The organism is Salinicoccus sp. CNSTN-B1, assembly GCF_054792835.1.
The window spans coordinates 339,143-364,687 of sequence record NZ_JBTWMN010000004.1; the positions used below are offsets into that span (position 1 = coordinate 339,143).

General features: G+C 44.7%; 29 protein-coding genes and 4 pseudogenes. 7 read left to right on the forward strand and 26 right to left on the reverse strand.

Annotated elements, in window-relative coordinates; genetic code table 11:
• Positions 1–51: 51 nt before the first annotated feature.
• Positions 52–933, forward strand: a complete 882-nt coding sequence (pdxS, locus tag ACYF68_RS02030; protein WP_461045241.1) for a pyridoxal 5'-phosphate synthase lyase subunit PdxS — start codon at positions 52–54, stop codon at positions 931–933.
• A gap of 176 nt (positions 934–1,109) precedes the next feature.
• Here the strand turns inward: pdxS and hisIE are convergent, their stop codons facing one another.
• The 11 genes and pseudogenes from hisIE to ACYF68_RS02085 form a co-directional block, all read right to left on the reverse strand.
• Positions 1,110–1,733 carry a bifunctional phosphoribosyl-AMP cyclohydrolase/phosphoribosyl-ATP diphosphatase HisIE gene (hisIE, locus tag ACYF68_RS02035; protein ID WP_344703675.1) on the reverse strand — a complete coding sequence of 208 codons (624 nt, stop codon included), beginning with the start codon at positions 1,731–1,733 and terminating at the stop codon, positions 1,110–1,112.
• A complete protein-coding gene (gene hisF, locus ACYF68_RS02040) occupies positions 1,730–2,494 on the reverse strand; it encodes an imidazole glycerol phosphate synthase subunit HisF (RefSeq protein WP_461045242.1) in 765 nt (254 codons plus the stop codon). Before hisF ends, hisIE begins: the two co-directional genes overlap by 4 nt.
• Positions 2,491–3,192, reverse strand: coding sequence for a 1-(5-phosphoribosyl)-5-[(5-phosphoribosylamino)methylideneamino]imidazole-4-carboxamide isomerase (gene hisA / locus ACYF68_RS02045; RefSeq protein WP_461045243.1), 702 nt, complete (start codon positions 3,190–3,192; stop codon positions 2,491–2,493). The genes hisF and hisA overlap by 4 nt, the downstream gene beginning before the upstream one ends.
• The gene (hisH, locus tag ACYF68_RS02050; RefSeq protein ID WP_380570707.1) at positions 3,193–3,768 is read right to left on the reverse strand and encodes an imidazole glycerol phosphate synthase subunit HisH; all 576 of its coding nucleotides are present in this window, start codon (positions 3,766–3,768) and stop codon (positions 3,193–3,195) included.
• A pseudogene (gene hisB / locus ACYF68_RS02055) lies at positions 3,710–4,341 on the reverse strand (imidazoleglycerol-phosphate dehydratase HisB). Before hisB ends, hisH begins: the two are co-directional and overlap by 59 nt.
• Positions 4,286–4,762, reverse strand: coding sequence for an aminotransferase class I/II-fold pyridoxal phosphate-dependent enzyme (locus ACYF68_RS02060; protein WP_461045244.1), 477 nt, complete (start codon positions 4,760–4,762; stop codon positions 4,286–4,288). Before ACYF68_RS02060 ends, hisB begins: the two are co-directional and overlap by 56 nt.
• Before the next feature lie 20 nt (positions 4,763–4,782).
• Positions 4,783–5,319 carry an aminotransferase class I/II-fold pyridoxal phosphate-dependent enzyme gene (locus tag ACYF68_RS02065; protein WP_461045245.1) on the reverse strand — a complete coding sequence of 179 codons (537 nt, stop codon included), beginning with the start codon at positions 5,317–5,319 and terminating at the stop codon, positions 4,783–4,785.
• Between the two features lie 4 nt (positions 5,320–5,323).
• On the reverse strand, positions 5,324–6,556 hold the full coding sequence (hisD, locus tag ACYF68_RS02070) for a histidinol dehydrogenase (RefSeq protein ID WP_461045246.1): 1,233 nt from the start codon (positions 6,554–6,556) through the stop codon (positions 5,324–5,326).
• Complete coding sequence (hisG, locus tag ACYF68_RS02075) at positions 6,553–7,158, reverse strand: ATP phosphoribosyltransferase (RefSeq protein WP_461045247.1); 606 nt, start codon at positions 7,156–7,158, stop codon at positions 6,553–6,555. The genes hisD and hisG overlap by 4 nt, the downstream gene beginning before the upstream one ends.
• Positions 7,155–7,397 (reverse strand): ATP phosphoribosyltransferase regulatory subunit, encoded by a 243-nt coding sequence (locus ACYF68_RS02080; protein ID WP_461045248.1) that lies wholly within the window; start codon positions 7,395–7,397, stop codon positions 7,155–7,157. The genes hisG and ACYF68_RS02080 overlap by 4 nt, the downstream gene beginning before the upstream one ends.
• Entirely contained in the window at positions 7,387–7,959 is a 573-nt protein-coding gene (locus tag ACYF68_RS02085; protein ID WP_461045249.1) for a class-II aminoacyl-tRNA synthetase family protein, read from the reverse strand. The genes ACYF68_RS02080 and ACYF68_RS02085 overlap by 11 nt, the downstream gene beginning before the upstream one ends.
• Before the next feature lie 163 nt (positions 7,960–8,122).
• On the opposite strand from ACYF68_RS02085, the gene ACYF68_RS02090 reads away from it, so the two are divergent.
• A complete protein-coding gene (locus ACYF68_RS02090; RefSeq protein ID WP_344703657.1) occupies positions 8,123–8,410 on the forward strand; it encodes a YerC/YecD family TrpR-related protein in 288 nt (95 codons plus the stop codon).
• A 91-nt stretch (positions 8,411–8,501) separates the two neighbouring features.
• Here ACYF68_RS02090 and ACYF68_RS02095 read toward each other — a convergent pair whose 3' ends face one another.
• The 7 genes and pseudogenes from ACYF68_RS02095 to ACYF68_RS02125 form a co-directional block, all read right to left on the reverse strand.
• Positions 8,502–9,479, reverse strand: a complete 978-nt coding sequence (locus ACYF68_RS02095; protein ID WP_461045250.1) for an arsenic resistance protein — start codon at positions 9,477–9,479, stop codon at positions 8,502–8,504.
• Between the two features lie 282 nt (positions 9,480–9,761).
• A complete protein-coding gene (locus ACYF68_RS02100; protein WP_461045252.1) occupies positions 9,762–11,039 on the reverse strand; it encodes a copper amine oxidase in 1,278 nt (425 codons plus the stop codon).
• A gap of 150 nt (positions 11,040–11,189) precedes the next feature.
• Positions 11,190–11,861, reverse strand: a pseudogene (locus tag ACYF68_RS02105) (anti-sigma factor); the annotation flags it as partial.
• Positions 11,849–11,977 carry a hypothetical protein gene (locus ACYF68_RS02110; RefSeq protein WP_461045253.1) on the reverse strand — a complete coding sequence of 43 codons (129 nt, stop codon included), beginning with the start codon at positions 11,975–11,977 and terminating at the stop codon, positions 11,849–11,851. The pseudogene ACYF68_RS02105 and the gene ACYF68_RS02110, both read right to left, overlap by 13 nt.
• Positions 11,970–12,323: a sigma-70 family RNA polymerase sigma factor gene (locus tag ACYF68_RS02115; RefSeq protein ID WP_461045254.1), complete on the reverse strand. Its 354-nt coding sequence runs from the start codon at positions 12,321–12,323 to the stop codon at positions 11,970–11,972. The genes ACYF68_RS02110 and ACYF68_RS02115 overlap by 8 nt, the downstream gene beginning before the upstream one ends.
• Positions 12,320–12,541 (reverse strand): RNA polymerase sigma factor, encoded by a 222-nt coding sequence (locus ACYF68_RS02120; RefSeq protein ID WP_461045255.1) that lies wholly within the window; start codon positions 12,539–12,541, stop codon positions 12,320–12,322. Before ACYF68_RS02120 ends, ACYF68_RS02115 begins: the two co-directional genes overlap by 4 nt.
• A gap of 99 nt (positions 12,542–12,640) precedes the next feature.
• Entirely contained in the window at positions 12,641–13,324 is a 684-nt protein-coding gene (locus ACYF68_RS02125) for a class F sortase (RefSeq protein ID WP_461045256.1), read from the reverse strand.
• Between the two features lie 286 nt (positions 13,325–13,610).
• Here ACYF68_RS02125 and ACYF68_RS02130 point away from each other — a divergent pair, with 286 nt between their 5' ends.
• Positions 13,611–14,537, forward strand: coding sequence for an NADP-dependent oxidoreductase (locus ACYF68_RS02130; protein ID WP_461045257.1), 927 nt, complete (start codon positions 13,611–13,613; stop codon positions 14,535–14,537).
• A 32-nt stretch (positions 14,538–14,569) separates the two neighbouring features.
• On the opposite strand, the gene ACYF68_RS02135 is transcribed toward ACYF68_RS02130, so the two are convergent.
• The 3 genes and pseudogenes from ACYF68_RS02135 to ACYF68_RS02145 form a co-directional block, all read right to left on the reverse strand.
• A complete protein-coding gene (locus ACYF68_RS02135) occupies positions 14,570–15,187 on the reverse strand; it encodes an ABC transporter permease subunit (protein WP_461045258.1) in 618 nt (205 codons plus the stop codon).
• Positions 15,188–15,198: 11 nt separating this feature from the next.
• On the reverse strand, positions 15,199–15,378 hold the full coding sequence (locus tag ACYF68_RS02140; protein ID WP_461045259.1) for a hypothetical protein: 180 nt from the start codon (positions 15,376–15,378) through the stop codon (positions 15,199–15,201).
• Positions 15,375–16,261: pseudogene (locus tag ACYF68_RS02145) on the reverse strand (ABC transporter ATP-binding protein). Before ACYF68_RS02145 ends, ACYF68_RS02140 begins: the two are co-directional and overlap by 4 nt.
• Positions 16,262–16,555: 294 nt before the next feature.
• Here ACYF68_RS02145 and ACYF68_RS02150 point away from each other — a divergent pair.
• Both ACYF68_RS02150 and ACYF68_RS02155 read left to right on the forward strand, forming a co-directional pair.
• Entirely contained in the window at positions 16,556–17,458 is a 903-nt protein-coding gene (locus tag ACYF68_RS02150) for an ABC transporter ATP-binding protein (RefSeq protein ID WP_461045260.1), read from the forward strand.
• 123 nt (positions 17,459–17,581) lie between these two features.
• A complete protein-coding gene (locus ACYF68_RS02155; protein ID WP_461047441.1) occupies positions 17,582–18,301 on the forward strand; it encodes an ABC transporter permease in 720 nt (239 codons plus the stop codon).
• Between the two features lie 59 nt (positions 18,302–18,360).
• Here ACYF68_RS02155 and ACYF68_RS02160 read toward each other — a convergent pair whose 3' ends face one another.
• On the reverse strand, positions 18,361–18,603 hold the full coding sequence (locus ACYF68_RS02160) for a hypothetical protein (RefSeq protein ID WP_461045261.1): 243 nt from the start codon (positions 18,601–18,603) through the stop codon (positions 18,361–18,363).
• A 549-nt stretch (positions 18,604–19,152) separates the two neighbouring features.
• On the opposite strand from ACYF68_RS02160, the gene ACYF68_RS02165 reads away from it, so the two are divergent.
• Entirely contained in the window at positions 19,153–20,331 is a 1,179-nt protein-coding gene (locus tag ACYF68_RS02165; protein ID WP_461045262.1) for an IS256 family transposase, read from the forward strand.
• A 1,129-nt stretch (positions 20,332–21,460) separates the two neighbouring features.
• On the opposite strand, the gene ACYF68_RS02170 is transcribed toward ACYF68_RS02165, so the two are convergent.
• The 4 genes and pseudogenes from ACYF68_RS02170 to ACYF68_RS02185 form a co-directional block, all read right to left on the reverse strand.
• Positions 21,461–22,264, reverse strand: coding sequence for a hypothetical protein (locus ACYF68_RS02170; protein ID WP_461045263.1), 804 nt, complete (start codon positions 22,262–22,264; stop codon positions 21,461–21,463).
• Between the two features lie 212 nt (positions 22,265–22,476).
• Positions 22,477–22,707, reverse strand: coding sequence for a hypothetical protein (locus ACYF68_RS02175; RefSeq protein ID WP_461045264.1), 231 nt, complete (start codon positions 22,705–22,707; stop codon positions 22,477–22,479).
• Positions 22,700–23,710, reverse strand: a complete 1,011-nt coding sequence (locus ACYF68_RS02180; RefSeq protein WP_461045265.1) for a hypothetical protein — start codon at positions 23,708–23,710, stop codon at positions 22,700–22,702. The genes ACYF68_RS02175 and ACYF68_RS02180 overlap by 8 nt, the downstream gene beginning before the upstream one ends.
• Before the next feature lie 511 nt (positions 23,711–24,221).
• Positions 24,222–25,036: pseudogene (locus ACYF68_RS02185) on the reverse strand (metallophosphoesterase).
• 189 nt (positions 25,037–25,225) lie between these two features.
• On the opposite strand from ACYF68_RS02185, the gene ACYF68_RS02190 reads away from it, so the two are divergent.
• Positions 25,226–25,543 carry a helix-turn-helix domain-containing protein gene (locus tag ACYF68_RS02190; protein ID WP_344703118.1) on the forward strand — a complete coding sequence of 106 codons (318 nt, stop codon included), beginning with the start codon at positions 25,226–25,228 and terminating at the stop codon, positions 25,541–25,543.
• Positions 25,544–25,545: the final 2 nt, after the last annotated feature.

Consider the following 25,545-nt stretch of genomic DNA (forward strand, 5'->3'; position numbering starts at 1 on the left):
TTAATTTTATACTAAATTAGTGAAAAATCAATTTAAGGGGAGTCATTACATATGCCACACATTCAAATTGACAGCAGCAAAAACAAACTCGAGATACAAAAAGGCGGGGTCATCATGGATGTCGTCAATGCCGAGCAGGCAAGGATAGCGGAAGCAGCCGGGGCTGTAGCGGTTATGGCGTTAGAGCGTGTACCGTCCGATATCCGTGCAGCCGGCGGAGTAGCAAGGGCATGCGATCCGGGAATCGTCGAACAGGTCGTCGATGCAGTATCGATACCGGTAATGGCGAAGTGCAGGATCGGCCACATCACGGAAGCAAGGGTCCTTGAAGCCATGGGAATCGACTATATAGATGAGTCCGAAGTACTCACGCCGGCAGACGAAGTGTTCCACTTGAAGAAGGATGACTATTCGGTACCGTTCGTATGTGGCTGCCGGGACATCGGAGAAGCCGCAAGACGCATCGGAGAAGGGGCATCGATGCTCAGGACGAAGGGCGAGCCGGGCACCGGCAACATTGTAGAAGCCGTCAGACATCTGCGCATGGTCAGCCGACAAGTCCGTGAAATCAGCGTCATGAGCGATGATGAGCTGATGACGGAAGCGAAGAACCACGGCGCACCCTATGAAATCCTCAAGCAGATAAAAGAAGCGGGCAGGCTGCCGGTCACCAACTTCGCAGCCGGCGGTGTGGCCACGCCTCAAGATGCTGCGTTGATGATGGAGCTGGGCGCAGACGGCGTATTTGTCGGCTCCGGCATATTCAAATCGGACCAGCCTGAGAAATTCGCCAAAGCGATTGTGCAGGCGACCGCGAACTATCAGGATTATGAACTGATCGGCCAGCTTTCAAAAGAACTGGGTACAGCGATGAAAGGGCTCGACATCAAGCAACTGTCCGCTGAAGAACGCATGCAGGAGCGTGGATGGTAGAACGCTCCCCTATAGGAATGTTCTGGAGCGGCGTAGCGTAGAAATATAGCGGTACTGGAGGAATTCCACTCGAGTGCCGTTAAAGCTATACTGGGGCCATTATTTGAAGGGCCACACCTACTCGATGAATCCGGATATAGGAAAAACCTCTGACACGAAGTCAGAGGCTTTTTCCATTACCATTCATCTATCTCCCCGCGCACTTTATAGGTGAGGTCCTGGCCGTGCCGGAGCTTCAGGTTATCCTCCACTTCTTTGAGGGAAACACCCTGATTTTTCAAAAGCACAAGCGTATGATAAAGCAGATCGCTCGTCTCGTCGATCAGCTCATCCCTATCGCTATTTTTTGCAGCGATGACGACTTCCGTCATTTCTTCCCCACACTTCTTCAAGATCTTATCCGTGCCTTCCTCAATGAGGTATTTGGTGTATGACCCTGCTTCAGGCGCTTCCACCTTGCGTCCAACTATCCGATCCAGCGTCTGCAGGTTGAAATGCGTATCCCCGAAGCAGCTTTGACTGCCGAGGTGGCAAGTCGGCCCTTTTGGTTCGACCTGGATGAGCAGGGCATCCGAGTCGCAATCGAGTGCCATGCTTTTGACAATCTGGACATTGCCACTCGTCTCGCCTTTTTTCCACAGGCGCCCCTTCGACCTCGAGTAGAAACAGACCATTCCTTCTTCGAGAGTCTTCTGGTATGCAGTTTCGTCCATAAAGCCATTCATCAGCACCTGCCCTGTATGTGCGTCCTGCAGAATGGCGGATAGGAGGCCGCCCCCCTTTTCGAAATCCGGTTTCATATGATCCTCACCTCTATATCGCTCGCCTTCAATTTTTGTTTCAGATCTTCGATTTCAACTTCTTCATTATGGAAGATGGAAGCGGCCAACCCTGCAGAAACATCCGTCTCATTGAAGAGTTCTATGAAATGTTCCGGGTTGCCGGCGCCTCCGCTCGCAATGATCGGGATCTGGACTGATTCATTGGCCTTGGTCAGAAAATCGATGTCGAATCCTTCCTTCACCCCGTCATGGTCGATGCTCGTGATCAGCAGTTCCCCGGCGCCGAGTGATTCACATTGCGCAATCCACTCGAATGCCGGAATTTCAGTCTTTACGGACCCTCCATGGGTATGGACGAAATAATCCCCAGCTTCAGCATCGTATTTCACATCGACGGCGACACAGATGCACTGGCTGCCGAACATCCGGCTGGCTTCTTCTATCAGCTGCGGATTTTTGATTGCCGCGGAATTGATGCTGACTTTGTCGGCCCCTGCATTCAGAAGATCGCGTATATCTGAAACGGATGAAATGCCGCCGCCTATAGTAAGGGGGATGAAGAGTGTTTCGGCTGTATTCCTGATGACGTCAAGCATCAGATCATGGCCCTTCTGGGTCTTTGAAATATCGAGGAAGACGAGCTCATCGGCCCCGGCTTCATTGTAGCAGGTGGCGAGCTCGACCGGGTCCCCGATATCTCTTAACCCGACGAAGTTTATCCCTTTGACGACCCGCCCCTCTGTCACATCAAGACAGGGTATGATACGTTTTTTGATCATGTGATATCCCTCCAGAAGTCATCATTGTGGCTTGCCTTGCCGACGATGGCGTCATGGATGCCCATCGCTTTAAGCGCATCGAGGTCTTCCTTGTTCCGGATGCCGCCGCTTGCGATGACGGTGTGGTGCGTCAAGTCGTTGATGCGCCCCGTATTTTCAAGATTCGGGCCCTGCCCCATGCCGTCTTTGGCGATATCTGTATAGATGATGCCCGCGAGTGCCAGATCTTCAATTTTTTCTAGGTAATCATCGATCGTGATGCCGCTGTTTTCGATCCAGCCATTTACATAGATGTCGTTCTGTCTGGCATCGATGCCAACGAAAATCCTGTCCGGGAACTTCTCCACTGCCGACCTGAGCCATTCCATATCCATGATGGCCCGGGTGCCGAGGATGAAATGATCGATGCCAATTGCGTCATAGTGCTCAATCGTGTCAATGCTTCTGAGTCCGCCACCAATCTGGATCGGCAGGTGGGTCTCTCGTTTCAACTTCTGGACGAGCGTCGTTTCCGTGGCGTCCTGCTTCAAAGCACCCATCAGATCGACGATATGGATGCGTGAAACTTGCTTGAAGCCGCTGTAGAATTTAACGGCTTCTTCAGGTGTGCGTGCCATCGCAGACTTTTTGCCGTAATCTCCTTGTGTGAGGCGGACATTCTGTCCATCGATGATGTCGATTGCCGGGATGATGTTCATCTATATGCCTCCTTCAATGGCCTGTTTGAGGATTTCGAGACCTGCGCGGCCTGACTTTTCCGGATGGAACTGGATGCCGGTGATATGCCCTTTTTTGACGACTGCCGGAATGTCGATGCCGTATTCGGATGTTGCAATGACGGTATCGGTCCGGGTGGCGATATAACTGTGGATGAAATAGAGGTCCTTGCCATCCAAGACTTGGCTGTGGCTTGAGAGCGTATTCCAGCCAAGGTGCGGCACCGGATGCGCTGTCTCCATACGCACGATATCGCCGGGCAACAGGCCCAGCCCCTTGACGTTCCCTTCGGTACTGTGTTCGAAAAGGAGCTGCATGCCGAGGCATATCCCGATCAGTGGCTTATTTTCAGCCAGTTTAAGGAGTGTCGGCTTAAGGCCAGAAGTCTCGATGTGTGTCATGGCATGACCGAAATGGCCGACGCCGGGCAGCAGAATGGTGTCACATTCCTTCAGCACTTCGTAGTCGCTTGAAAAGAGGCTCGGGTAGTCCAACTTATCAAGGGCGTTTTTGACGTTTTGTATATTGCCGAGTGAATAGTCGATGATGCCGATCATTCGATGACACCCTTTGATGAAGGGACGCCCATGCTGCTCGGCTGCAGTGCGGCGGCAAGGCTTCTGCGAATGCCTTGAAGATGGCCTCGATTTCATGGTGGGTATTGCCGCCCTTCAATAGGTCGATATGGAGTGTCATGCGGCTGTTCATGCTGACGGCATTAAAGAATTCCATCACAAGCTCAGTGTCGAAGTTTCCGACTGTCGACTTTGAAAACTCCGCCTGGAAATTGAGGTGCGGGCGGCCGGAGAGGTCGAGTATCACGCGGGCCAGCGATTCATCCATCGGAATATACGTGGTGCCGTAACGCTGATAGGATGCCTTCGCCGTATACAATTCGCGGATGAGCTGCCCAATATGATGCCGACATCTTCCACAGTGTGGTGTGCATCAACTTCCAGGTCACCCTGTGCTGAAATCTCCATATGAAGGCCCGAATGGAATGAGAGGAGGGTCAGCATATGGTCGAAGAAGCCGGAGCCTGTTTTGATGGAAGAGGCGCCGGGTGACTTTTCCTCATCGAGTGCTATTGAGATTGCCGTTTCTTTTGTCGTGCGTTCCTTGCTGATCATGTCGATTGCTCCATTCTTTGATTAGTTGGTTGAACCGGTCATAGTCTTCATGCTTTATGATGGAGTATCTGACCGCCTCATCGAGTGGTGCCGTGTCGTACATCCGTGGCTGATAGCCGCGCGTCTTCATGAAATGGCCGAGGTCGCGTGCATGCTCACCGTATGTGAAGATGAAGTTTGTGGAGGACTCGAGCACGGCCACTTCATCGGAAATATTGCCGAGGGCAGCCGCGAGCTGTCTTTTTGACTCCAACTGGTACTCGATGAATGCCTCGAGTGCCTCACGATCTTCGAAAATGCGGCTGGCGATGTTCAAAGACAGCGCGTTGACGGGATACGGGTGGTTGATCCGTGTAATCCTCCTGAATGCTTCCCCTTCGCCGATGGCGATGCCGATGCGCAGTCCGGCCACTCCGAACATTTTGCTCAATGTGCGGATGATCAGTACATGCTGGCCGGTCGGCGCACATATGGCGAGGCGAATTCATAATAGGCTTCATCAAGTATGAGGTAACCACCATGTGACGCCATCGCGTCCGACAGCCGCTGCAGGTCGTCCGGGCTGAACATCTGCCCGGTCGGATTGTGCGGCACCGATATGAGGAAGAGGGAAGGCCGTTTCGCCTCCACTTCCCCTATGACTGCCGAGAAATCGAAAAGGAAGTCGTCATCGCACGGGATGGTGTGGACATGTACATCTATTTGACGGGCGTATTCGTGATACATGACAAAATCAGGTTCGAGCGTCATGACGCCGCCTTGGCCAAGTGTCATGATCGCCTTCTGGATCCATTCGTCAGAGCCGTTTGCGACTTCGACGGTATCGCTGCCGATATCATAATAATCGGCGTAGAGGCGCTTGAAGCGGCCTATCTCGACGCTCGGATATTCATTTAAAGCAGTTTCTCCTACAGCTTCCATCAGGGCTTCATGGCTGAGCGGTGGCAGGGGGCTCGTGTTGCGGTCCATATGAATCATATCGTCACTCCATTCGGATATCCAAAGATTGGTGATGGGCGTCGAGGCCTTCGCGCTGTGCTATGATTTTTGCCGGTGGTGCAATTGTTCCGTAAGTGTCTTTTTCGATGGAGATGACAGCATGGCTCGTCAGGAAATCATTGATGTTCAAGCCATGGCTGAAGCGGCCTGTGCCATCCGTCGGAAGTACATGGGAAGGCCCTGCCGCATAGTCGCCGATCGCTTCAGGTGAATAGTAGCCATTGAAGACGGCGCCGGCATACTTGATGTTCGATATGATCATCTCAGCATCTTTATGCTGGATTGAAACGTGCTCTGGGGCCACATCATTGATCAGGCCGATTAGGGACTCGCGCGAATCGACGATACGGTAGTGGTTATGTGCGATGGATTGGCGGATGATGCTGCTGCGTGACTGCTGATCCACAAGCGCGTCCATCCGTTCTGCAATCCGGTCGATGATTGCCGGGTCCTCACTGAGGAGGAATGTCCGTGCATTGGCATCGTGCTCCGCCTGGGCGAAAATATCATACACGATGGCATCGATATGCACAGCATCATCGACATAGATCAGTATTTCACTCGGCCCGGCGATCATATCGATGCCGACCTGGCCGAACAGCAGTCGCTTGGCGAGCGCGACATAGTAATTGCCGGGCCCCACGATCTTGTCGACTTTTGGTATCGACTCGGTGCCGTAGGCGAGCGCGGCAATCGCCTGGGCGCCGCCAGCTGTATAGACATTTTCTATACCGCATGCGTATAGCGCGGCGAATGTGATGTTATTCGAATCAAAAGTCGGGGTGACGGCATGGATTTCCCGTACGCCTGCTGCAATCGCGGGCACGACCGTCATCAGTACGCTTGAGGGATAAAGGGCAGTGCCGCCCGGGATATAGACCCCGACCTTTTCAAGCGGGTGATAGACATACTGGAATTCACCATCTGCCTTATCTTCATACTTGATGCTTTGCTGGTATCGCTCAATGCGCTTACGAATTGTTTCGAACGCTTCTTTTTCCTCAAGGGACAATGCATCATAACTGTCACTCAGCATTTCTTTAGGCACTTTGAACGTTTCCGGTGATTGTCCGTCGAATTGTTCGGTATAGCTGCGCAGCGCGGCATCCCCTTCTGTACGGACGCGCTCGATAATTTCCATGACGCCTTTGTAGCCTTCGAATCCGACCGTCTCCTGCTCTTTTGTGAAGCTGGCCTTAAACTCCTCTGTATTCATTCAATCACTCCAATTTCAGTCAGGAAGCCATATATTTCATCTTCCTTCGTATAGAAAGTCCGTTTGTTCGCAATCAGGCGCGCATGGATATCCATGATCTTTTCATATTCGACCAAGCCATTATCTTTCAAGGTACTGCCTGTCTGGACGATATCAACGATGCCGTCTGACAGCCCGAGGAGCGGTGCGAGTTCCACCGAGCCGTTTAAGTGGATAAGGGAAATATCCTGCTTTTTATTTTTGAAGTGCTCTTTTGCGATATTGGTATATTTCGTTGCGATGGTCCCGAAACTTTCCTGGCCGGGCAGGGCAGCTACAGAGAAATGACAGTCCCCAAACGGCAGCTGCGACACATTCAATATATTGAACGGGTTTTCGGTGATGATGTCGGAGCCGACGATTCCGAGGTCCGCTACACCGCTCTCTACATAAGTTGGCACATCCGGTCCTTTGGCGAAGATGAATTTGACATTGTTCACTATCGTGTAGAGTGAGCGCGTCTCATCTTCGAGTGCAGTGCTGTAGTCGGCGAGGCCATTTTCACTCATATATTTCAGGAAGTCTTTGAAAAGACGCCCTTTCGTCAGTGCCACAGTTATCATAATAACCCTCCATCGGATAGGTTTACAGCAATGCCGAAAGCACTGCTGTTGTATTCCCCGCCGCTTAGGAGCGGGTGGTCATGATCCAGGAATGCCTGGAAATAGAATCCGTTGTAGTAGGACTGGGGAGAGCGGAATGACAGGTCCAGCATGAATTTCATTCCATACTTTTCCAATATCTCCCTGAGTCTTGCGATGAAACGCATGATGTCATGTTCTGCAAACTCTTCATTGACCAAGATCGATCTGGTCGCTGACTTTTGCAGACAGGAGTGCATAGAGCGGATGCTCCGGTCCAAGGCACTTCTTCAGCTCGGAGAGGTTCTTCTCGTGCACGAGGTGCCGGATGTTCCCATCCAATACATATTTGCTGATGTAGAGGTCGAGCAGCGCATCATCGTTGACCACGATGGAATGGAACGACTGCGCGTATCTGTCGGTGATGAATGACAGGTGCATGTCGATGCTCTCCAGAATTTCATCATTAGAAGGGCGGTACAGTTCCACCCCTGCCTGATGGACCGTGGTGTAGTCCCGCACGACAGGGCCGAAGTAGCCGAAGAAGCGCTGGTCAAGATGATAATTCTCGCTATAGTTCAGCAATGAACACGTCCAATCGCTCCGTATGGAGAACAGCTGCTCATTGCGTTCGAGAATAATGGCCGAGGGGTGATGGCGTTTATCCTCAATGGTGAAAGGCTCGACCATATTCATGTCCACCAGCCTGTATTTTTCGTCGTCTAATAATCGGGTGTAATCCAAAGCAAATTTCAAGCGTCGTATGACCAGATCATTTTCCATGCAAATTCTCCTTTAATGCTTTAGCGTAATAAAGAATAATCAATAAGTCTGATAATAACAAAATATATGGAGGGTGACAAGAGATTCGAGCATATTTTATTCATCACTTTAAAATGCTAAAGTGTTTTGATATGATGAACGTATTCAAATGGAGGGAAATAATATGCAGATAGACAAGTTGAGGGGTCAGGAACTCGATGATCTGTTCGAAGGGATATTAAAGCTTGAGACGGTGGAGGAGTGCCATCAATTTTTTGATGACCTATGCACGACAAATGAAATGATTTCCCTTAAGCAGCGTTTCCAGGTGGCGAAGATGATAAAGGAAGGCCAGACCTACTCCAAGGTGCAGGATAAAACAGGTGCATCCAGTGCTACAGTATCGCGGGTGAAGCGGTGCTTGGATTACGGCAGTGACGGGTATCATACGATCATCGACCGGATGGATTGAACTGTCAGAGTGTTGAAATGATAAAAAGGCCTTGCTGAGTACAGCAAGGCCTTTTGTTTGTGTCATCCCCGAAACACACACCTCGCCATAATCATGCTCTGCCAACATGATTTTTGCGCAATAGAAGCAATATTTGCGAGACGAACATCAGGACGGGCAATTCGATGAGCGGCCCGATGACCAGCGCCAATGCAATCAATGGTTCGTCGGGGAAAGCTGTGACGGCAATCGCCAAGGCGATGGGGGAGTTGCGTGCAATGATGGTGAGGCTCAGACTCGCCGTATCCTCGTAGGAGAACTTCATGCGTCTTCCCACTACTTGACCGAGCATGAAATTGATGAAGAAGAAAACCAAAATCGGAATGAGCAATACATAGATGATGTCAAAGTTATCGAGCAGACGTTTCCCCTGTGACGCGAACATGGCCATGATCGCCAGAGCGAGGAAGATCATTTGCGCAGCTGTAAAGAATGGAATCAGCCGATTATTGAGCAAGTGCGTCTTATTTCTTAAAGCATAGCGGGTCAGATGGGCGAGGACGAAGGGCAGGACCAATACCACCATCATACTTTGTCCGATGATCGATAATGGAACAGGCAGGATGGAACCTGTAAAAATATAAAGATAGACGGGCAGAAGCAGCATCTGGAGGAGAAGATTGACCGGCAGGATGGTTGTGGAGAGGGCAGTATTGCCTTTGGCGATGGCAGTGAACATCAAATACCAGTCCGTACACGGCGTGACCATCAGCATGATGAAGCCGATCCAAAGGGCAGGGTGATCGGCAAGGAACACTGCGCCGAGACCCCATGCCAAAATAGGCGACCATATGAAGTTGATGACGGCGCCCGTACCTAAAAACTTCAAATTTTTAAAGGCGTGTGCCAACCGGTTTAAGGGAATGACCAGAAACAATCCATAAAGCATAAAAAATAGGAAGGGCACGATGAAGTGTCCGGCGTTAGCTTCAACCACAGTGAACCGTCCGAGCAGCAGCCCGATGACTATGGAGAAGAAGATGATGGCCGTCTGGTATTTTTGAGCATGCTCATGTGAACACTCCTTCACTATCGATCAAATGAACAAGTAGGTAATGATGGATACAAAAATAGACGCGAGGACAATGGCGAGCAGCCTTAATCCATCCAAGACCATCGTGTCGGTGCTCAAGGTCACGCCTCAGTCTGATACGTTCATTCTAGATCGAACAGCAAGTAATGTATAGGACTTTTGGTGGATAGATGAAATGAGGGGGCGGTATCCAGAAGTTCGGAGTATTCTTCAATTGGCCAATCAGTTTCTGTTCAATGAAAAAAGACGACGATGCCGAGTGGCATCGCCGTTCAATAATTATTGTGCTTGGGTGTAGTCTGTTTCGTAAGTTTCAACTGGTGGTGCCAGTGACGTATTTGGCATTTCATCAGGCATTTCTGACATGAACTGGTCAGGCATCTGTGTAACGATTGCGCCTGAGAGTCCTTTGCTTGTCATGAACATATGCTCATACGCTTTTCTGACCAATTCGTACGCGCCGTCATAGTCTTCTTCAGCATACGCATCAAATGCGCCGATCAACTGTTCCACGTGCGTCTGCAAGCCTTCTGCAAGTGCATCAGCCGGCAGGTTGCCTTCTGTTGCAGTGTCCATGAATTTGGAGAAATCTTCTTTATACATCATCAAGTTGTCCATCGCTTCTTCTTGTGCTTCCTTATCATTTTCAGCAGTGGCATTCACATAGTCGACGAAATAGCCGATATGTTCACTCCACATCGCTTCGAACTGTTCTCCGGCATCTTCACCGTAGACTGAAGTGACTGCTGCAGAAAGGTCTTCGGTATTCATTCCGAGGGAGGCGGCAGATGCTTCAAAGTCTGCGGAACCATCGATGCCGTTCTGCATTACCATAGTTGCAAAGCCTGCATGTTCACTGAAAAGGTTATTAAGATCTGAACGGAGGTCTGCGGCTGGCGTCACTGGGTCAGTGTCGTTGAATTTATCCGGGAACTGGTCCGCAATGGCTGTTGAGAGGCCTTTACTCACCATGTACATATGGGAGATCGCTTCACGTTCATACATATAGGCCGTTTCGTAGTCTTCCATGACATAGGCATCGAATGCGCCAATCAGCTGATCAACGTGCATCTGAAGTCCTTCAGCCAAACCTTCAGCTTCAACGCGTTCTTCTGTCGCTGATGCCAGGAATTTTGAAAAGTCATCACGGTATTGGCTCAGTTGGTTCAACGCTTCTTCCTTCATTGCCTCATCGCCTTCAGCTGTGCCGTTGACGTAGTCGACAAAGTATCCGATATGGGCGCTCCACATCTCTTCAAACTGTGCTCCGGCATCTTCACCGTAGACAGATCCGATTGTTTTTGAAAGTTCCTGCGTGTTCTGGTCAAGAGCAGCTGCGGTCTGTTCGAAATCGCTGGCACCGTCTGCCCCTTTACGCATCGTTTCTACTGCGAGGAATGCATGCTCACTGAGTAGGTGATCCAACGAAGACCTAAGATCTGCGGCTTCCGTCTCCACTGTCGGGGCATGCTCCTCTGCCTGTACCTGAATAGTGCCGGCTATCGAAAATACGATTGCTGCGGCCATGGGAACAGCTGCTAATTTTTTCATTTTCATCTTGACTCACTCCTTTGTTTGTTTTCATGGAGTATACGCAGCCGTTCAGTTTTTGGATCACATTTTTTTAGAAAAAAATAAAAAACCCCATAAAGTTGAATTTGGAGTTCAACTTTATGGGGGCGCCTCATTATGATGGGGTTTTATATATCAAAATTCCGCCGACATTAGTATGTCACCTTGCGGTGTCTCATTCTGGGGCGACGGTTCTACAGTGACTGCCACCGCATCCCAATCGGTGTTCTCATTATCATCCAGCGTGAAGACTGCGTAGCCTTCGCCTTTTTCATTCGGAACCATTGTTCCGGCACGGTATGGCTGATCACCTTTCAGAAGCCAGACCTGATAGACTTCCCCTTCATTCAGGTTGGTGAAGTTTTGTGCCTTGAGCACGACCGTCTGGCTGCCGTTACTTTCATGCATCGCCATCTTGGCATCCATTTCGAGCGTGTCGGAAGCTGGGTCAAGGTCGATTGCTTTCCCCTCATTGAACAGTGCTTCATTCAAGGGTTGGGAGGCCTGCTGCGAAGTCCAGAGATAGACATTGCCGATGACCGACAGAAGTAGGGCGGCAGCAATCGGAATCAGTAATTTTTTATAGAAACCATGCGACCTTTTTGGTCTGTGATGCGTTTTCTGATCGTCATTTCGCACTGATTCATTATTATCCTTGTCCGCTTCATTTGATGCAGTTTCACTTTCAGGCTCTTCCGGTCCAGCCTCGAAGATATTCGTCAAAATCCGCTCCTGCATTCCAGCAGGCGGGTCGACCTGTTCGAAATGTTCGGCAAGTTCGGCATTCAGCTCTTTTAATTCAGCGAGTTCCTCCTGGCATTCCGGACACCCGGCAAGATGCTCTTCAAACGCCTGTTCCTCTTCTTTTCGAGATGTCCATTGTAGTAGTCGAACAGTAGAGTGTGGTGTGCGTCATTATTCACTTTGGGTGCCCCCTTTCCTTGCAAGGTCGATATTTTTTTTCAAATGCCCTAATGCCAGCCGGATTCGGCCTTTAACAGTTCCAAGGGGCAGATCGAGCGATTTCGCGATCTGCGATTGGGAATAGGCTTTGAAATAGAATAGATTGATGATTATTTTCTGTTCGTCATTAAGTGACTGCATTGCTTCACTGATCATTTCCTGTTCTGCGTGTTTTTGGGCTTGCTGTTCCACACTTGAATTGAAATGATCACTCTGATTAGCATCATCCCGTTCATCATATTCAAATGTATCCAGTTTCTTCCGTCTGGAAAGGTCGATTACAGAGTTGCGTGTAATTGAAATCAACCAGGTTGACAGCTTTCCCGGCTTTCATCATAAGCGCCCTTCTTCTGCCATACTTTCATGAAGACGTCCTGAATCACTTCCTCAGATTGCTCATGGTTTGACGTCATCTTGTAGGCATATGAATAGAGCAGTTTTTCATATTTTTGGTAAAGCATCTCCAAACAGGATTTATCACCTGCCCGAAGTCCCTCATACAAATCAGAATCGGTTCTTGTCATACCATTCTCCTTTGTTTTCTGTGCGACTTCATTCCATTATATATTAACTGGAACGAAAAGGCGTGGCTACTATAAATTTAACTCTCAACTTATGGAGATTTATGCATCAGTCTTCAATTCGGTATAGATGACCCAACGGTTTGGCGTGCCCCCGACGTCATAATCGTATGGCCCTTCGCATGTGATGAGATTCAATAGGCTATTATGGGAATAACCGAAGATCTTATCCACTGGAGCTTTGTCAGCATCAAACAGCTCTTTGTCATATACAGTGAAAGTCAGGGAATCACCATCCTCCCCGTGAATGATCACATCATCGCCCGGTTCGAGCGTATGGAGCTGCGAAAAGACCCCTGGGTTTACGGTGTCGTCGACATGTCCGGCAATGACTGCATTCCCCTGGGCCCCGACTGCATAACCGGGCTCATACCAGGAAGTTTCATAGAGTGTCTCGGGGACTTCCATTTCCCCATTATCTTTGCGTCCAAGGTGCTGGGTGGGGGCATCTACATCGATGGCAGGTATTTCAATGGTTTCGGGTACGATTTCTTTCCGTTCATCTTTCAGGATTTCAACCTTTTCTGTTGGAATTGTGCTCAAGGTCTTGCCTTCTTCATCTTCTTCCTGCTGCTCTGCATCATTCATTTCTTCTGTGTCTTCAGCGGTTGCACTTTCCGTTTCAGTAGAGACATCTTCAGATGCTTCTTCGCTGACATTCTCTTCATCTTGGGTGCTGCATCCAGCAAGCACTGCCAAAAATATCACTAGGAATAGTTTACGCATGATCCTCACCTCATTCAAATGATTATTATATGTTGCTTAGTATACGTTGAAAGATGCGGTTTGGATCACTGGTGGTCTTGAATCTAGGAACCGTGCAGCTGCACTACCCGGGTCGTTATGAATGAACCATAATGTATGGGTTGAAAATGTGGGGTGGCATAAGAGTCAGGTCATCTCATTGTTCAGATATTCATTTAACATAAAGTGCACGGGTGTTATGTTTTAGATAGGAAAGACTCAAAATGGTCATCAAAGAAACCATAGGTCAAGAGAGGGTGAGTGTAACATGGAGGAAATGAAAGCTTTCGTCAGGACAAGCCCAGAAGATAATGATGTTGAATTGACAGAGGTCCCGATTCCTACAGTAGGTGAGGGTGAAGTTCTGATCATGGTCCAGGCTTTTGGGGTCAGCGTCCACGACCGGTACTTTATCCCAGGTGACGCAAAGTTCCCCTATCCGATAGGGACAGAGGGGTCCGGCATCATCAAGGAGATCGGGAGCGGAGTGGACAACCTTCAAATTGGGGATAGGGTCATGGTGAGCAACAGCATGCAGATAAAGGGCGGGTGCTGGGCGCAATATGTCGCCATACCGTCTGGGAACGTCATCCCGATACCGGCTGAGATTCATTTCACGCATGCAGCAGCCTTACCGGTGGCAGGTAAGACAGCAGTTGAGAGTATGCGCGCACTAAATCTTAAAAAGGGAGAGACGTTGTTTGCCGCCGGCGCTTCTGGTGCAATCGGCACATTGGTCATACAACTGGCAAAGGATCAGGGCATCCGGGTCATCGGGTCAGCCTCCAGCAAAAATCATGAGCATATGCAGTCACTCGGTGCTGAGGAGACAGTGGACTATTCAGATTCCGATTGGAAAAACAGCGTCAAGGAATGGGCACCAGACGGAGTGGACGCAGCTTTAGCGATTCAACCTGGCACAGGAGCAGACAGCATGGATGTCGTAAAGGATGGCGGCAAAGTCATCATCGTCTCCGGAGACAGGGTCAACGCCGAAAGGGACATCACAGTAGAACAGCTTCAGCATAAGCTCGATTTCCAATATGCCATGGCCATGATTGTGGAAGGCATTCTTGCAGGGAAGATGCATCCTGCCATCGAATATGTCTACCCGTTCGATCAGGCATTGGAAGCCTTGAAGAAAACAGAGACGCGGCATGCCAGGGGAAAACTGGTCGTCTCCATGACTAGGTAATAGGAAGTGACCGGTTTCCCTAAAAGTTTTTCCTATAGCGGCAGGTTCCTCTTTTTGAATATAAGGAGTGTCAGAACGCATGCGATTATACCGATTGATCCGAGAATTATCGAGGACATCAGAATATCCGCCTTTCCATTCGCAATCCGGCCAGGTTCGTATAGTGAAAATGGAGTGAAATTGCGGATCCAATCGATATCCGTCACTATCTTTCCGATCATATCCATGCCGTAGAAGAGGAATGTGATGCCGCCTGCCAACGCAAAGGCATTCCTTTCGTCATTGAATATCGCTGAAATGAGGAGTGAATAGCCACCCACCGCAAAGAAAAGCAGGAATCCGACAAAGTTGATGTAGAAGAACTGGTCGAACGCGATGTTGCTTTCTATATCAAACAAAAATTCTGCGGCAATATATCCACCGGCGAATGTCATCAGATGGATAAGGACGAGTCCGCTCACGAAGACCAATATCTGCGTCGTAATGATCTGGGTGCGGGATACGCGAGTTGATAGCAGATAGGCCATCGAACCGCGGTCGACAAGCCTTGCAATCAGCTGGATGGCATTCATCACACTGAAGACGCCTAAAATGAGCAAATAGAAAAGACCATAGTATTCCGCTGAGATGAACTGGGCATAGCTGCTCAACGACTCCAACCCTAGCGCCCGGAGCAACGCTTCGGGACGAGTTCAAGCATCTTGTCGAATTCTTCCATATTATCATTGAGCATAGGAAACACTGAAGTCATCAGCGTGACATATATGGCAGACCCTAAACCGAAGCCGAGGAACATCTTCAAGTTGATTCTCATCATCTGTGTATAGAAGGACATATTCATGACTGGACCTCCTCCCTACTGTAGTAGTCCATGAAGATCTCTTCCAGGCTCTGGTCATCTGCACTGATGTTTTTAATGTGGTAGCCCGACAGAGTATCTATGAAGGCACTATAATTCCCCTGCAACTCTATCTTCACTGTCAGCTCATCCACTTTTTCCGTCTTCATTTCGGATTCGAGGAGGGAAGCGACTTCTTCTTATCCGTCAATGTCACATTGAATGCCTTGCGCTGCATCGATTGCAGCTCATGGATGTTTTTGCTCGTGGCTATTTTGCCATTCCGTATAATGGCCGCGCGGTCGCACGTGCGTTCAATCTCGGCAAAACTGTGTGAAGACATCAGAAACGTTTTGCCGCGCGCCTTTTCTTCCATGACCAGGTCGATGAACAGGTTCTGCATCAAAGGATCGAGTCCCGATGTCGGTTCGTCCAGAATGTAGATGTCCGGATCATGCATGAACGTCGCCACGATGCCGACCTTCTGTTTCGTCCCTTTCGACATTTTACGGATCGGCTCCTTCGGATCAAATTGCAGTTTATCGATAAGGTCCGCGCGTCGTGCCTTATTGTGGACGCCTTGGAGCCCGGCCATCATATTCAGGAATTGATGCCCCGTCACCCCATCCAAAAAAGCGATTTCACCCGGCAGGTAACCGATATGGCTGCGTGCTGAGGATTGCTGATGCCATGCATCCAGCCCTTTAATCTTGGCGTAGCCCTTCTGCGCCTTCATATACCCCATCAAATGCCGTATCGTCGTGGATTTACCGCTGCCATTTGGCCCGAGGAAGCCAAAAACCTCTCCGTCCTCAATATTGAAAGTTACATCGAAAATACCCTTTCCATTGGAAAACTCCTGAGTCAGATCTTTTATTTCTATCATCATGCTCACCCCTTGATTGATGGAATCACAAATCATCTGTTGTGTTAATTTTACACCACGGCTTGAGTAGAGTCATTAATTATCGGCGGAGTTATGGCTAATCTTGAAAGACGGAGGATTACTTGAGAATGTAGTTTTCCAGTTGTCTCACTGTTAGGGTCGACGCTGCGACAAATGATCCATAAAGAGGGTATAGAAGAAAAGATGTAAAAATTCGGTATTTCTTTAATCTTTTCGATATAAATGAAGTATCATGAAGGAAATGCACTGCAATTCATAGTGGGAATCATTGAAATGAACGGAGGAGAAGATATGCTGAAGGTGAGTCATTTAAGCAAGAGTTTTGGGGATGTAAAGGCCGTTGATGATGTTTCATTTCATGTGGATAAGGGCTCTACATTTGCTTTTTTAGGTACGAATGGGGCTGGGAAATCAACGGTGATCCATATGATCATTGATCTATTAAAGCCTGATGCCGGCGAAATCATTTTTGCCGGAGGGATGCTGCAGGCGGGCACTGGAGTGGTTTTTCAAACGCACCGACTGGATGAGGCCCTGTCACTGGAAGACAATTTATTGATACGCGCTGAACTTTATGGAATATCCAGGAAAGAGGCGACACGCCGTATAGAAGAATTGATGAAGTTGACCAATATATTCGAGAAGCGGCACCGGATATACGGGACATGCTCTGGTGGGGAGAGAAGGAAGGTCGACATCATCCGTGCCTTGCTGCATCAGCCCCAGCTCCTGATCTTAGATGAACCGACCACCGGCCTTGACGCAGAATCCCGCGAGGAAATATGGACACTCTTCAAGAAGCTTCAAAGTGATCATGGGCTCACTCTTTTCCTCACCACGCATTACATTGAAGAAGCTGAGCAGGCAGACCATGTGCTCATCATGCACAATGGCAAGGTTGAAATTGAAGGCACACCCGACGCGTTGAAATCACAATATGCAAAACCTATCCTCAAACTGAAAGTAGTGGAGCCTCAGCAAGTAAAGGAGATACTCGATACATACTCTTATAGATATGAATGTGTAGGCTCATCCGTAAGGGTCGAGATAAAGGACAGTAAGGATGCGATCCCGATCCTGCAGCATGTTGAACATTACATCTCTGGTTTTTCGATTGAAGCGTCCAGTTTGGAGAAGGTATTTCTAGAAGTCACAAAACAAATAAAAGCAAGGTGAGGCCATGCTGACATTGATCAGGCGTCATACAAAAATATTTCTGAAGGATAAGGGAGTATCTTCTTCTCCCTCTTTTCCGTCTTTATAATTGTAGTTCTCTACATCCTTTTCCTATCAGAGAACATAACCACGAATCTACCTAAATTTGAAGATCAGGAGGCATTTGTCTTCTTGTGGATGTTTGCGGGTATCGTAGCGGTCACAACGGCCACAACAGCGCTTGGGGCCCTCGGAAAATACATTGAAGATAAGGTCGGCAGGAAAAACGAAGATCTGCTGATTACGCGGATTACTAAACAGCAGCTGGCCTATTCATATGTATTCTATACCTTCATCATTGGATTAATATTTACACTGCTTCTTTTCGCCTTTGGTTTCGTTTATACCTTCGTTATGTTCGATATCGCATTATATCTTTCGCCTGGATTGATCACCCTTATGCTGCTTAGTATACTCATGCATACATTGTTATTCTATCTGATTACCTCGTATCTGAAGACGATGAGTGCATTCAGTGGATTTTCCACCATAGTGGGCACCCTGATTGGATTTCTGGCCGGCATCTATATTCCCATCGGTATTCTGCCCATCTACATCCAGAAAGTGATGATCCTGTTTCCGACCACCCAATCTGCTGTCCTATTGAGGCAATCGTTGATGGCGGATGTGCTGGAACCGATGAAATCATCGCTTCCTAATGCAGCTTACCAGGAGATTGCAGAAATGTTGGGCATCAGACTGCACTGGGATGACACAATGCTGTCGAATCAGTTTTCATGGGCCTATCTGATAGGAGCGACAGTGTTTTTAGGTCTCATCATCTTGATAATAAATAAAAAATGAGTATCGATTTTATAACTCGTAGAAGCCATTTTTATGATTATTCAAAAGAGGGATGAAAATTAGGCTTTTAGAGTGTTGATTGGTGTCATATTAGAACAGGCTCTCTTCCCATGGGTGAGGGAAAAGAGCCTGTTTTCTGGTCGGTATTCACAAACCTTAGAGACCTTCGGGGCTTCCACGTTTTCTACATTATTCATATCCTTGAATTTTGTATGCGCATCAATGGCGATTTTAGTGCCTTGAGCTTCTCCTTTCGTGCCAATCGTTAACTCTTCGATGAACATCGTTTCCTTGTCAATCATGTATGTCACATCGAGGTCGACATCATCGTTCTGTATGCCTGTGTATTTGATATCATAAGGTTTTCCGACCGACCTGATTATTTTGTCATGATTTCCTAAAATATTATATGAATTATTCGAATATCAAAATTTTTTTCTAGAGTTATTTTATTGAAGAAAATAGATAGTTAGAAGTATTCAACTCACAACTGCTAAGTTTAGCAAGCATTAGTAGACTTTTCTGTAAACCTTAATGAATTCTTTAAAAAGGGGATTGAGTGATCAGTTTTATTAGGTTATCTAAGGGTGTTCTAAGGCCTATATTTAAATTAAATTTTATTTTTTAAATAATAGGTACAATACACTTAATATAAAGTTCATGCTATTTGTAAAACTAATAAAGTTTTAAAAATATTGTACTATAAATTTGTGTAATTAATAAATTCTATTACAAATTTTAGTTTAATTGAGAGCGTAAAATAGTTTGTGTAAATGAATCAATAGAAAAAGGGCGTCCTTTTCTTGTAAGATTAAGTTACCACACCAATCTAAGAAAAGAGGACAGCCCCTATGCATCATTTTACATCAGATATCATTCAAGCTCTAGTGAAAAAAGAAGACGTATCCGAAATATTCCGCAGTCATTTAGAAGACGCGGTGAATACGTTGCTCAAAACTGAACTGACTGCGTTCTTAGATTATGAGAAATATGACCGATCCGGCGTTAACTCTGGAAATTCGAGAAATGGAGACTATACGCGGACACTCCATACAGAGTATGGTGACCTTGAACTGAAAATCCCCCGAGATCGAAACGGTGAATTTAAGCAGCAGACGGTCACACCGTACCAACGGTCAAACGATACATTGGAGTCCTTTGTCATTCACATGTTCCAAAAAGGCGTGACCACATCTGAAATCGCCGATTTAATTGATCGGATGTACGGGCATCACTATACACCGCAGACTATTTCCAATATGACTCAGGCTGTAGAAGCCAATGTCGAAGCCTTTCGTGAACGGACTTTAGAGAAGCAGTATGTCTGTATTTATTTGGATGCGACATTCTTGCCTGTTAAACGGGAAACAGTATCAAAAGAAGCTGTCTATATTGCGATTGGTATCCGGGAAGACGGTTCAAAGGAAGTTCTCGCTTATACCATTGCCCCGACAGAGTCTGCACATGTATGGAAAGAATTGATTGAAGACATCCAGGCACGCGGTGTCGAGACAGTTCTCCTCTTTATATCAGACGGTCTAAAAGGCATGAAAGATCATATACACGCGGTGTTTCCAAAAGCCAAGTACCAAACCTGCTTTGTACACATCTCAAGAAATATTGCCCATAAGGTGCGTGTCGCTGACCGTAAGCCAATCTGTGAGGACTTGAAAACACTGTATCGGGCAGAGAATAAAATGGCGGCAGAAGCAGCCCTGGATACATTTGTCGCTACATGGCAGCAGCGGTATCCGAAGGTCACACAGTCACTCAGAAACCGCTCGGATTTATTTACATTCTATGACTTTCCGAAAGCGATTTGGAGAAGTATTTATTCAACCAACCTAATCGAATTATTCAACAAACGGATTAAGCGTTACAGTAAGCGCAAAGAGCAGTTTCCCAACGAAGCATCTTTAGACCGCTTTCTGGTCACTCAATTTGAAGACTACAATCAACAGTTTAGTACACGGTGCCACATTGGTTTTGACAAGGCACGTGCAGAGATTATAGAAATGTTTAACCAGTAACTGAATCAGACAAGTAGAGGACTATCCTCATTTACACATAATTATTGACGGTCCCTCTAATTTTTAAAACAAACATTGTTCATCAACAAAAGCTAAACAATTTTCACTGTTTAAGTAACTCAAAAAGATTTCCAGTGGTTTGTTTTAGTGGTGTGAATTTATCAAGATTTAATTACCTCTGTTGATAACCGGTGAGATGAATGTATGATCGAACGTGTCGAAGAACATATTACTAAGCAGTCCGTTAGAAAAAGTTTCACTGGAATACTTGATATTCTATGCTATCTGGTTTCAAGTTGATAGAGAAAGCCTTCGGTAGGTGTTAGAAGTAACTTGATGACGGTACTTTTATGATGCATCCCAGCGAAGGTTCAAATGAAAATTTGGAGGTGCTGGTCTGATTAACATCAACTATTCAATGTACATGGTTATGAATCATAACGAAGCCGATCTCTTTTTTTATTTGGTGAACCATTTTTATTAGAGGAGTTTAGTCATACTTATTTCAAACAAATCACCTAAGGAATGGGGGAGAATTACTGGAGGATCAGGAGTTTAAAATAGAGACTTTAGGTCGCCTGGTCCAGTGCTCTGAATCCTTCACTTGGATGGCGACATTCATAGATTAATAATCGAAAGATATTGTTACAAGCAAAAAGTATTCAGAATTACTGTCGTTTCACCTTTTTAATTAATAACGCGATTGAATTTAGTTTTATAGGTAAATATTATCGACTGACTGAACTTTTGAATGATATTAATTTGGTTGAACTTCAAGGTATTTTAGATAAATTATTAAAGGAACTTATGAAAGCAGATGTATTCATGAATGATTATCAACCTAAAGAACAGAGGATGTAATGGAAGTCTTTAAATTATCTAGGTTTGAAAAACTTTTAATCCTCCGTTTGCAAATGTTTTCGGCGAAATCCTATAAGAAATAAGGAGAAACTGCACTTAAGGTCACTATTTTGGGTAGTATGTACTGGAAGTTTTATAAATTGATTTTAAGTGATGAATATTTTTGTAAAGAGAATATTGTCAATGTACTGATTTAAGTGACATCACAAACTGCATTTTTATGTTAACTCAGTAGCTTTGTAAACAATTCAAACAATAATTAAAAGATTCATAAAAATATTAAGATATCATTTATAATCTTCTCAAAATGATAAACTGTAAGTGCAGAGAATATAATAGATAATGTAATGATAAAAGATAGTATTAACTTATTGTCGCACCAGAATTTAGGTTTATTAACGAATTGATCGAATTGATTTTTTGAGAATCCAAATTGATCAACGTATATCTTTTTTAGTTTTTCGTATAACTCTTGTATTTGTCTTACTTCTCGATAAAACACAAGTAAAGAAAACACTAATCCTATAAATCCAAATAAAAATACTAAACCAATTCTATAATCTCTGACTTTTATATCAAAATCTTCGTTATTGATTATAAGCCCATAATAAGCAATACCTATAGAAATTAGTACTCCAACGCCAATTTTAAATAGTGATTGATGAGCTTGGAAAGAAATTTTTGTCAATTCGACAAACTCATCTTTAATTTTGTTTTGCTGCTCGAAATATTTATCAGTTTCACCTTTAATTAAATTTTGTACTAAAGCTCTAAAAATATGTGTGGGATCATCTGTTATTGCAAAAGTCTGTCTTTTTCTAAGATAATTTCTAAAAATATTCAACTTAGTTTCTTTTTTTATTTTATCTTCAAAATCATCTAGAACCCACTCGTATGATTTATAGTAACTATCAGTTTTTAGATCTTCGCGACTTTTGACATTTACTTCTTTCTCAATTTTTTCTCCAGAATCTCCATGTATAATAAATTTGATAATCTCAGAATCATAAAATATGGTTCTTTCTGCTAAAGCACTTAGCGAGAATAACTCACGAAAAAAATTTAAACTCATAACCTCCTTAGAATTTTCATCATAATTATGATCCAAATATTGTTTTATTAACTCATCAAAATAAGTAGGAGAAATTAATTTATTTGTACCAAATGAGCATTGAATTATATTGTTGTTGATTATTTCTAAATATTCCTCATTCTGAAAAGAATTTTTTGAATCAAAACATGAAATTTTGAAAGATTTAAAGTCAAAAAAGAAGCTTTTTTGGCTTAACTTTTTTTTTCTAACTTATCTAGCACATGCTTTATAGAACTAGTTTGAGCACAAAATTCACCTTCCATAAAGTGTATATACTTAGAATTATAAAAACTTTTACACCCTTCTTCTTCACCTATTTTTTTAGATTCATTGACTTTTTTATACATATCTTCAACTTTTTTTGCTGCTCCATCAGTTTTGCTTATTAAAATCGAAGTATTATCCCATCTATATTCAGTCATTATCTTCCCCAAACCTTTCGTTAACTTTATTGTGATATTCATCAGGAATAGTGATAATTAATTCTCCATTGCGATATTTGATTTTCTCAGCTAGAATATCGTGTCTTAAGTTTTTTGAAGTTATAGTTATATTGTTTGTAACTTTCACTTTCTCTTCGAACCCAGAGTCAATAATGTCTTTATCAATTTCAAATTCAGTGTCTATTTTACAAAAAATTTCTCTGTTCAAATAGTTATGTACTGGAAGAAGGTCTTTATCATTTACATTGAAAAACTTAAATAATTCTTCAGTATCAAATTCTTTACTAGTAGAAAGAAAATTTAAAATTTGATTATTTAAAGACTTTCTTACTCTAGGACTTACATTAAGTTCAGAAGATAATAATTCATCGTTTTTATAAAATTCTATTAAATGTAATGTGTTAGTGGTATTGTCTCTTTTCCTTTCAAGTTTTAAAAATTTAGTTGCCCAATATTTTGCTATGACTTTGTTCTTATCTATTACTCTAATATTACTATAATCATCTTTTTTGAAGAGACAAACTTTATAATAATTTTTATCTAAACTTAAAGAATTAAGTATCTCAAAAGTTTTTTTATCAATAGATTCAGTCTCTTCTAACTTCATTAAGACTAACTTATCTTCAAAAAACTTTATTATAAGTATACCCTGAGTTATATTTTTATTACGTCGATACCCTTCTTTGGTTTTTACTAACTCTGCCTTATGTAATTTTTGAGAAATAGAAGTACAAATTTCGTTTATTTCCTCATCGCTTGTAGAATTATTAAATACCTTATCATTAACAACTTTTAAAAAGTGCTCTTCTTTATCAGTATCTACTTGCGTTTCTTTAGGTAATTCATAGAGAACATGTTGGCCAGGATTACTATCATTTTCAAGAATTAATTTCAATAAATTGTCTAGATTTTTGATTTGTTTATCATTTAAATTCTGTCTTCTTGTTACACTGTCATCGACATCGTAAACTCTGTAAGTCATTATTTCACCTCTGGTTAAATATTAAATATTCCTAAACTTAATTTAGATTGCAAGAATTTGGAAGAAGTAAGTTATGTTTAGAGTAATCATACTATTTCAAGTATATTTCGGCTATTAAAAAAGACTATGGAAATCGATGGTGCAAGAGCTTTCTCTAGATTACCATCACTTCACATTTTAAATGAACATCTATAAATTATTATGTGAAATTTAGTAATTAAAAAGAGTGATAGGTAATGTTACTATAAGTTATGTTAATCGTTTGAAAATGAAAAAGTAGTATATTACACGGCTACTCCTTGCATAATCAAAAAAACCTAGTTTTATAATAATTTAAGTAGTTTAAAGTATGAAAGCTTTAGGGTTACTGTCACATATGTGGACATTTTACTTAAGATTGCATAATAATTATTGTTATGCAAATGACTTAAACTAAACAACAAGTGTCAAAGATTATAAATTGTCCATATAGGTAATGTGGTAACTTTCTACGTTTTCATTATGAACAGATTTACACCTCTATCACCGTCAAAGCGTCCGCAACTTCCGTAGCCAGATCATCGGTCCGCCATTCACGCTGGTAGCCGAGGCATGGGCAGATGTAATGGATGCCGCCGTCTGTGATCTGATGGCGAAAGTGGACATGCCCCATGATGCTGTAGCGTATGGGGAATTCTCTGTAGAGTGAGTCGAAGTCGGATGTGCCGATGAATGCGTTGAAGAAGTCGAATAGGCGGTGGGGTGTAGGGACCGCAAACCGTGGATGGGTGACGATGTGCGTCATCAGGATGATGTTGCGGTCGCCGACGCGTTCGAGGTCCTGTTTTGCGGATTCTGCGAATGCTTTTGATACCGCCGGATCGCCCATCGACCAGTTGGCACGGATTTTATCCTGCCAGGTGCCGCCGGAGAATTTGCCCGTCGCGATCTTTTCCGGGAAAATCGTGGGTCTGCGTAGGAATAATCATACCAGCCGCTGTTGCCGACGATGGCCCACTGGTCATCTATGATCAGCGGGGCATCTATCATGCTGGTCGGTTCTTCCTTATAGAGCTGATGGATTTCGGGGGTGGATATATTGCCCGCTTCGGGCTGCCAGTAATCATGGTTGCCGGGGACGAAGCGGATATCGATGCCTGTCCTCTTCATGAGTGTATAGACGAACTCAAGGGTGATGCGGTAATCGCTGGCGATATCGCCTGCTATGAGCAGCAGTTCTATTTGCTGCTTGTGGATTTCCCGTGTCAGTACATGTTCAAAATCCTGGATTGTATAGCGGGTCTGCCTACGATCGATATGCAGATCTGCAATGACGCCTATTCTCATATTAATCGCTCCATCAAATTTTTATCTCATAGGCAGTATCAGGTAATTCATCAAGCAAAGTCAACTGAAGGTATCTATAAAAATGAAAAAAACAGGCCATATGTAGACTAACCTAATTATTTGAGACAATATAAAACACCTTCGAAATGGTACAATGTTCATCAAGTACTGAATCGGAGGTGTTTTTGCATGGGCAAAAACGTATATTCAAGTGAGACCAAGTGGGCAGTGGTCAAAGCGAAAATGGCGGGTGAATTGACTACAAATGAAATTATGGAGAAATACGGCATCAAGAATAAATCTCAAATTTCCACATGGGTCAGATGGTATAAGCAAGGGGAACTTTATCGATTTGATCAACCGATTGGAAAGCAGTATACCTATGGACATGGTCCTGAAGAGCGCTCAGCTGATGAACGAAAAGATCGTCAGATTGAACATTTGAAGATGGAGAACGATATTTTAAAAAAGTATATGGCGATCGAAAAGGAGTTGAAAAAGAAATAGTT

Bases quoted from the DNA above. Each gene is read 5' to 3' on its own strand.
- pdxS (WP_461045241.1), top strand. From the start codon at position 52: ATGCCACACATTCAAATTGACAGCAGCAAAAACAAACTCGAGATACAA.
- hisIE (WP_344703675.1), bottom strand. From the start codon at position 1,733: ATGAAACCGGATTTCGAAAAGGGGGGCGGCCTCCTATCCGCCATTCTG.
- hisF (WP_461045242.1), bottom strand. From the start codon at position 2,494: ATGATCAAAAAACGTATCATACCCTGTCTTGATGTGACAGAGGGGCGG.
- hisA (WP_461045243.1), bottom strand. From the start codon at position 3,192: ATGAACATCATCCCGGCAATCGACATCATCGATGGACAGAATGTCCGC.
- hisH (WP_380570707.1), bottom strand. From the start codon at position 3,768: ATGATCGGCATCATCGACTATTCACTCGGCAATATACAAAACGTCAAA.
- ACYF68_RS02060 (WP_461045244.1), bottom strand. From the start codon at position 4,762: ATGTTCGGAGTGGCCGGACTGCGCATCGGCATCGCCATCGGCGAAGGG.
- ACYF68_RS02065 (WP_461045245.1), bottom strand. From the start codon at position 5,319: ATGATTCATATGGACCGCAACACGAGCCCCCTGCCACCGCTCAGCCAT.
- hisD (WP_461045246.1), bottom strand. From the start codon at position 6,556: ATGAATACAGAGGAGTTTAAGGCCAGCTTCACAAAAGAGCAGGAGACG.
- hisG (WP_461045247.1), bottom strand. From the start codon at position 7,158: ATGATAACTGTGGCACTGACGAAAGGGCGTCTTTTCAAAGACTTCCTG.
- ACYF68_RS02085 (WP_461045249.1), bottom strand. From the start codon at position 7,959: ATGGAAAATGATCTGGTCATACGACGCTTGAAATTTGCTTTGGATTAC.
- ACYF68_RS02090 (WP_344703657.1), top strand. From the start codon at position 8,123: ATGCAGATAGACAAGTTGAGGGGTCAGGAACTCGATGATCTGTTCGAA.
- ACYF68_RS02100 (WP_461045252.1), bottom strand. From the start codon at position 11,039: ATGAAAATGAAAAAATTAGCAGCTGTTCCCATGGCCGCAGCAATCGTA.
- ACYF68_RS02120 (WP_461045255.1), bottom strand. From the start codon at position 12,541: ATGACAAGAACCGATTCTGATTTGTATGAGGGACTTCGGGCAGGTGAT.
- ACYF68_RS02125 (WP_461045256.1), bottom strand. From the start codon at position 13,324: ATGCGTAAACTATTCCTAGTGATATTTTTGGCAGTGCTTGCTGGATGC.
- ACYF68_RS02130 (WP_461045257.1), top strand. From the start codon at position 13,611: ATGGAGGAAATGAAAGCTTTCGTCAGGACAAGCCCAGAAGATAATGAT.
- ACYF68_RS02140 (WP_461045259.1), bottom strand. From the start codon at position 15,378: ATGAATATGTCCTTCTATACACAGATGATGAGAATCAACTTGAAGATG.
- ACYF68_RS02150 (WP_461045260.1), top strand. From the start codon at position 16,556: ATGAACGGAGGAGAAGATATGCTGAAGGTGAGTCATTTAAGCAAGAGT.
- ACYF68_RS02160 (WP_461045261.1), bottom strand. From the start codon at position 18,603: ATGATTGACAAGGAAACGATGTTCATCGAAGAGTTAACGATTGGCACG.
- ACYF68_RS02165 (WP_461045262.1), top strand. From the start codon at position 19,153: ATGCATCATTTTACATCAGATATCATTCAAGCTCTAGTGAAAAAAGAA.
- ACYF68_RS02170 (WP_461045263.1), bottom strand. From the start codon at position 22,264: ATGAGTTTAAATTTTTTTCGTGAGTTATTCTCGCTAAGTGCTTTAGCA.
- ACYF68_RS02175 (WP_461045264.1), bottom strand. From the start codon at position 22,707: ATGACTGAATATAGATGGGATAATACTTCGATTTTAATAAGCAAAACT.
- ACYF68_RS02180 (WP_461045265.1), bottom strand. From the start codon at position 23,710: ATGACTTACAGAGTTTACGATGTCGATGACAGTGTAACAAGAAGACAG.
- ACYF68_RS02190 (WP_344703118.1), top strand. From the start codon at position 25,226: ATGGGCAAAAACGTATATTCAAGTGAGACCAAGTGGGCAGTGGTCAAA.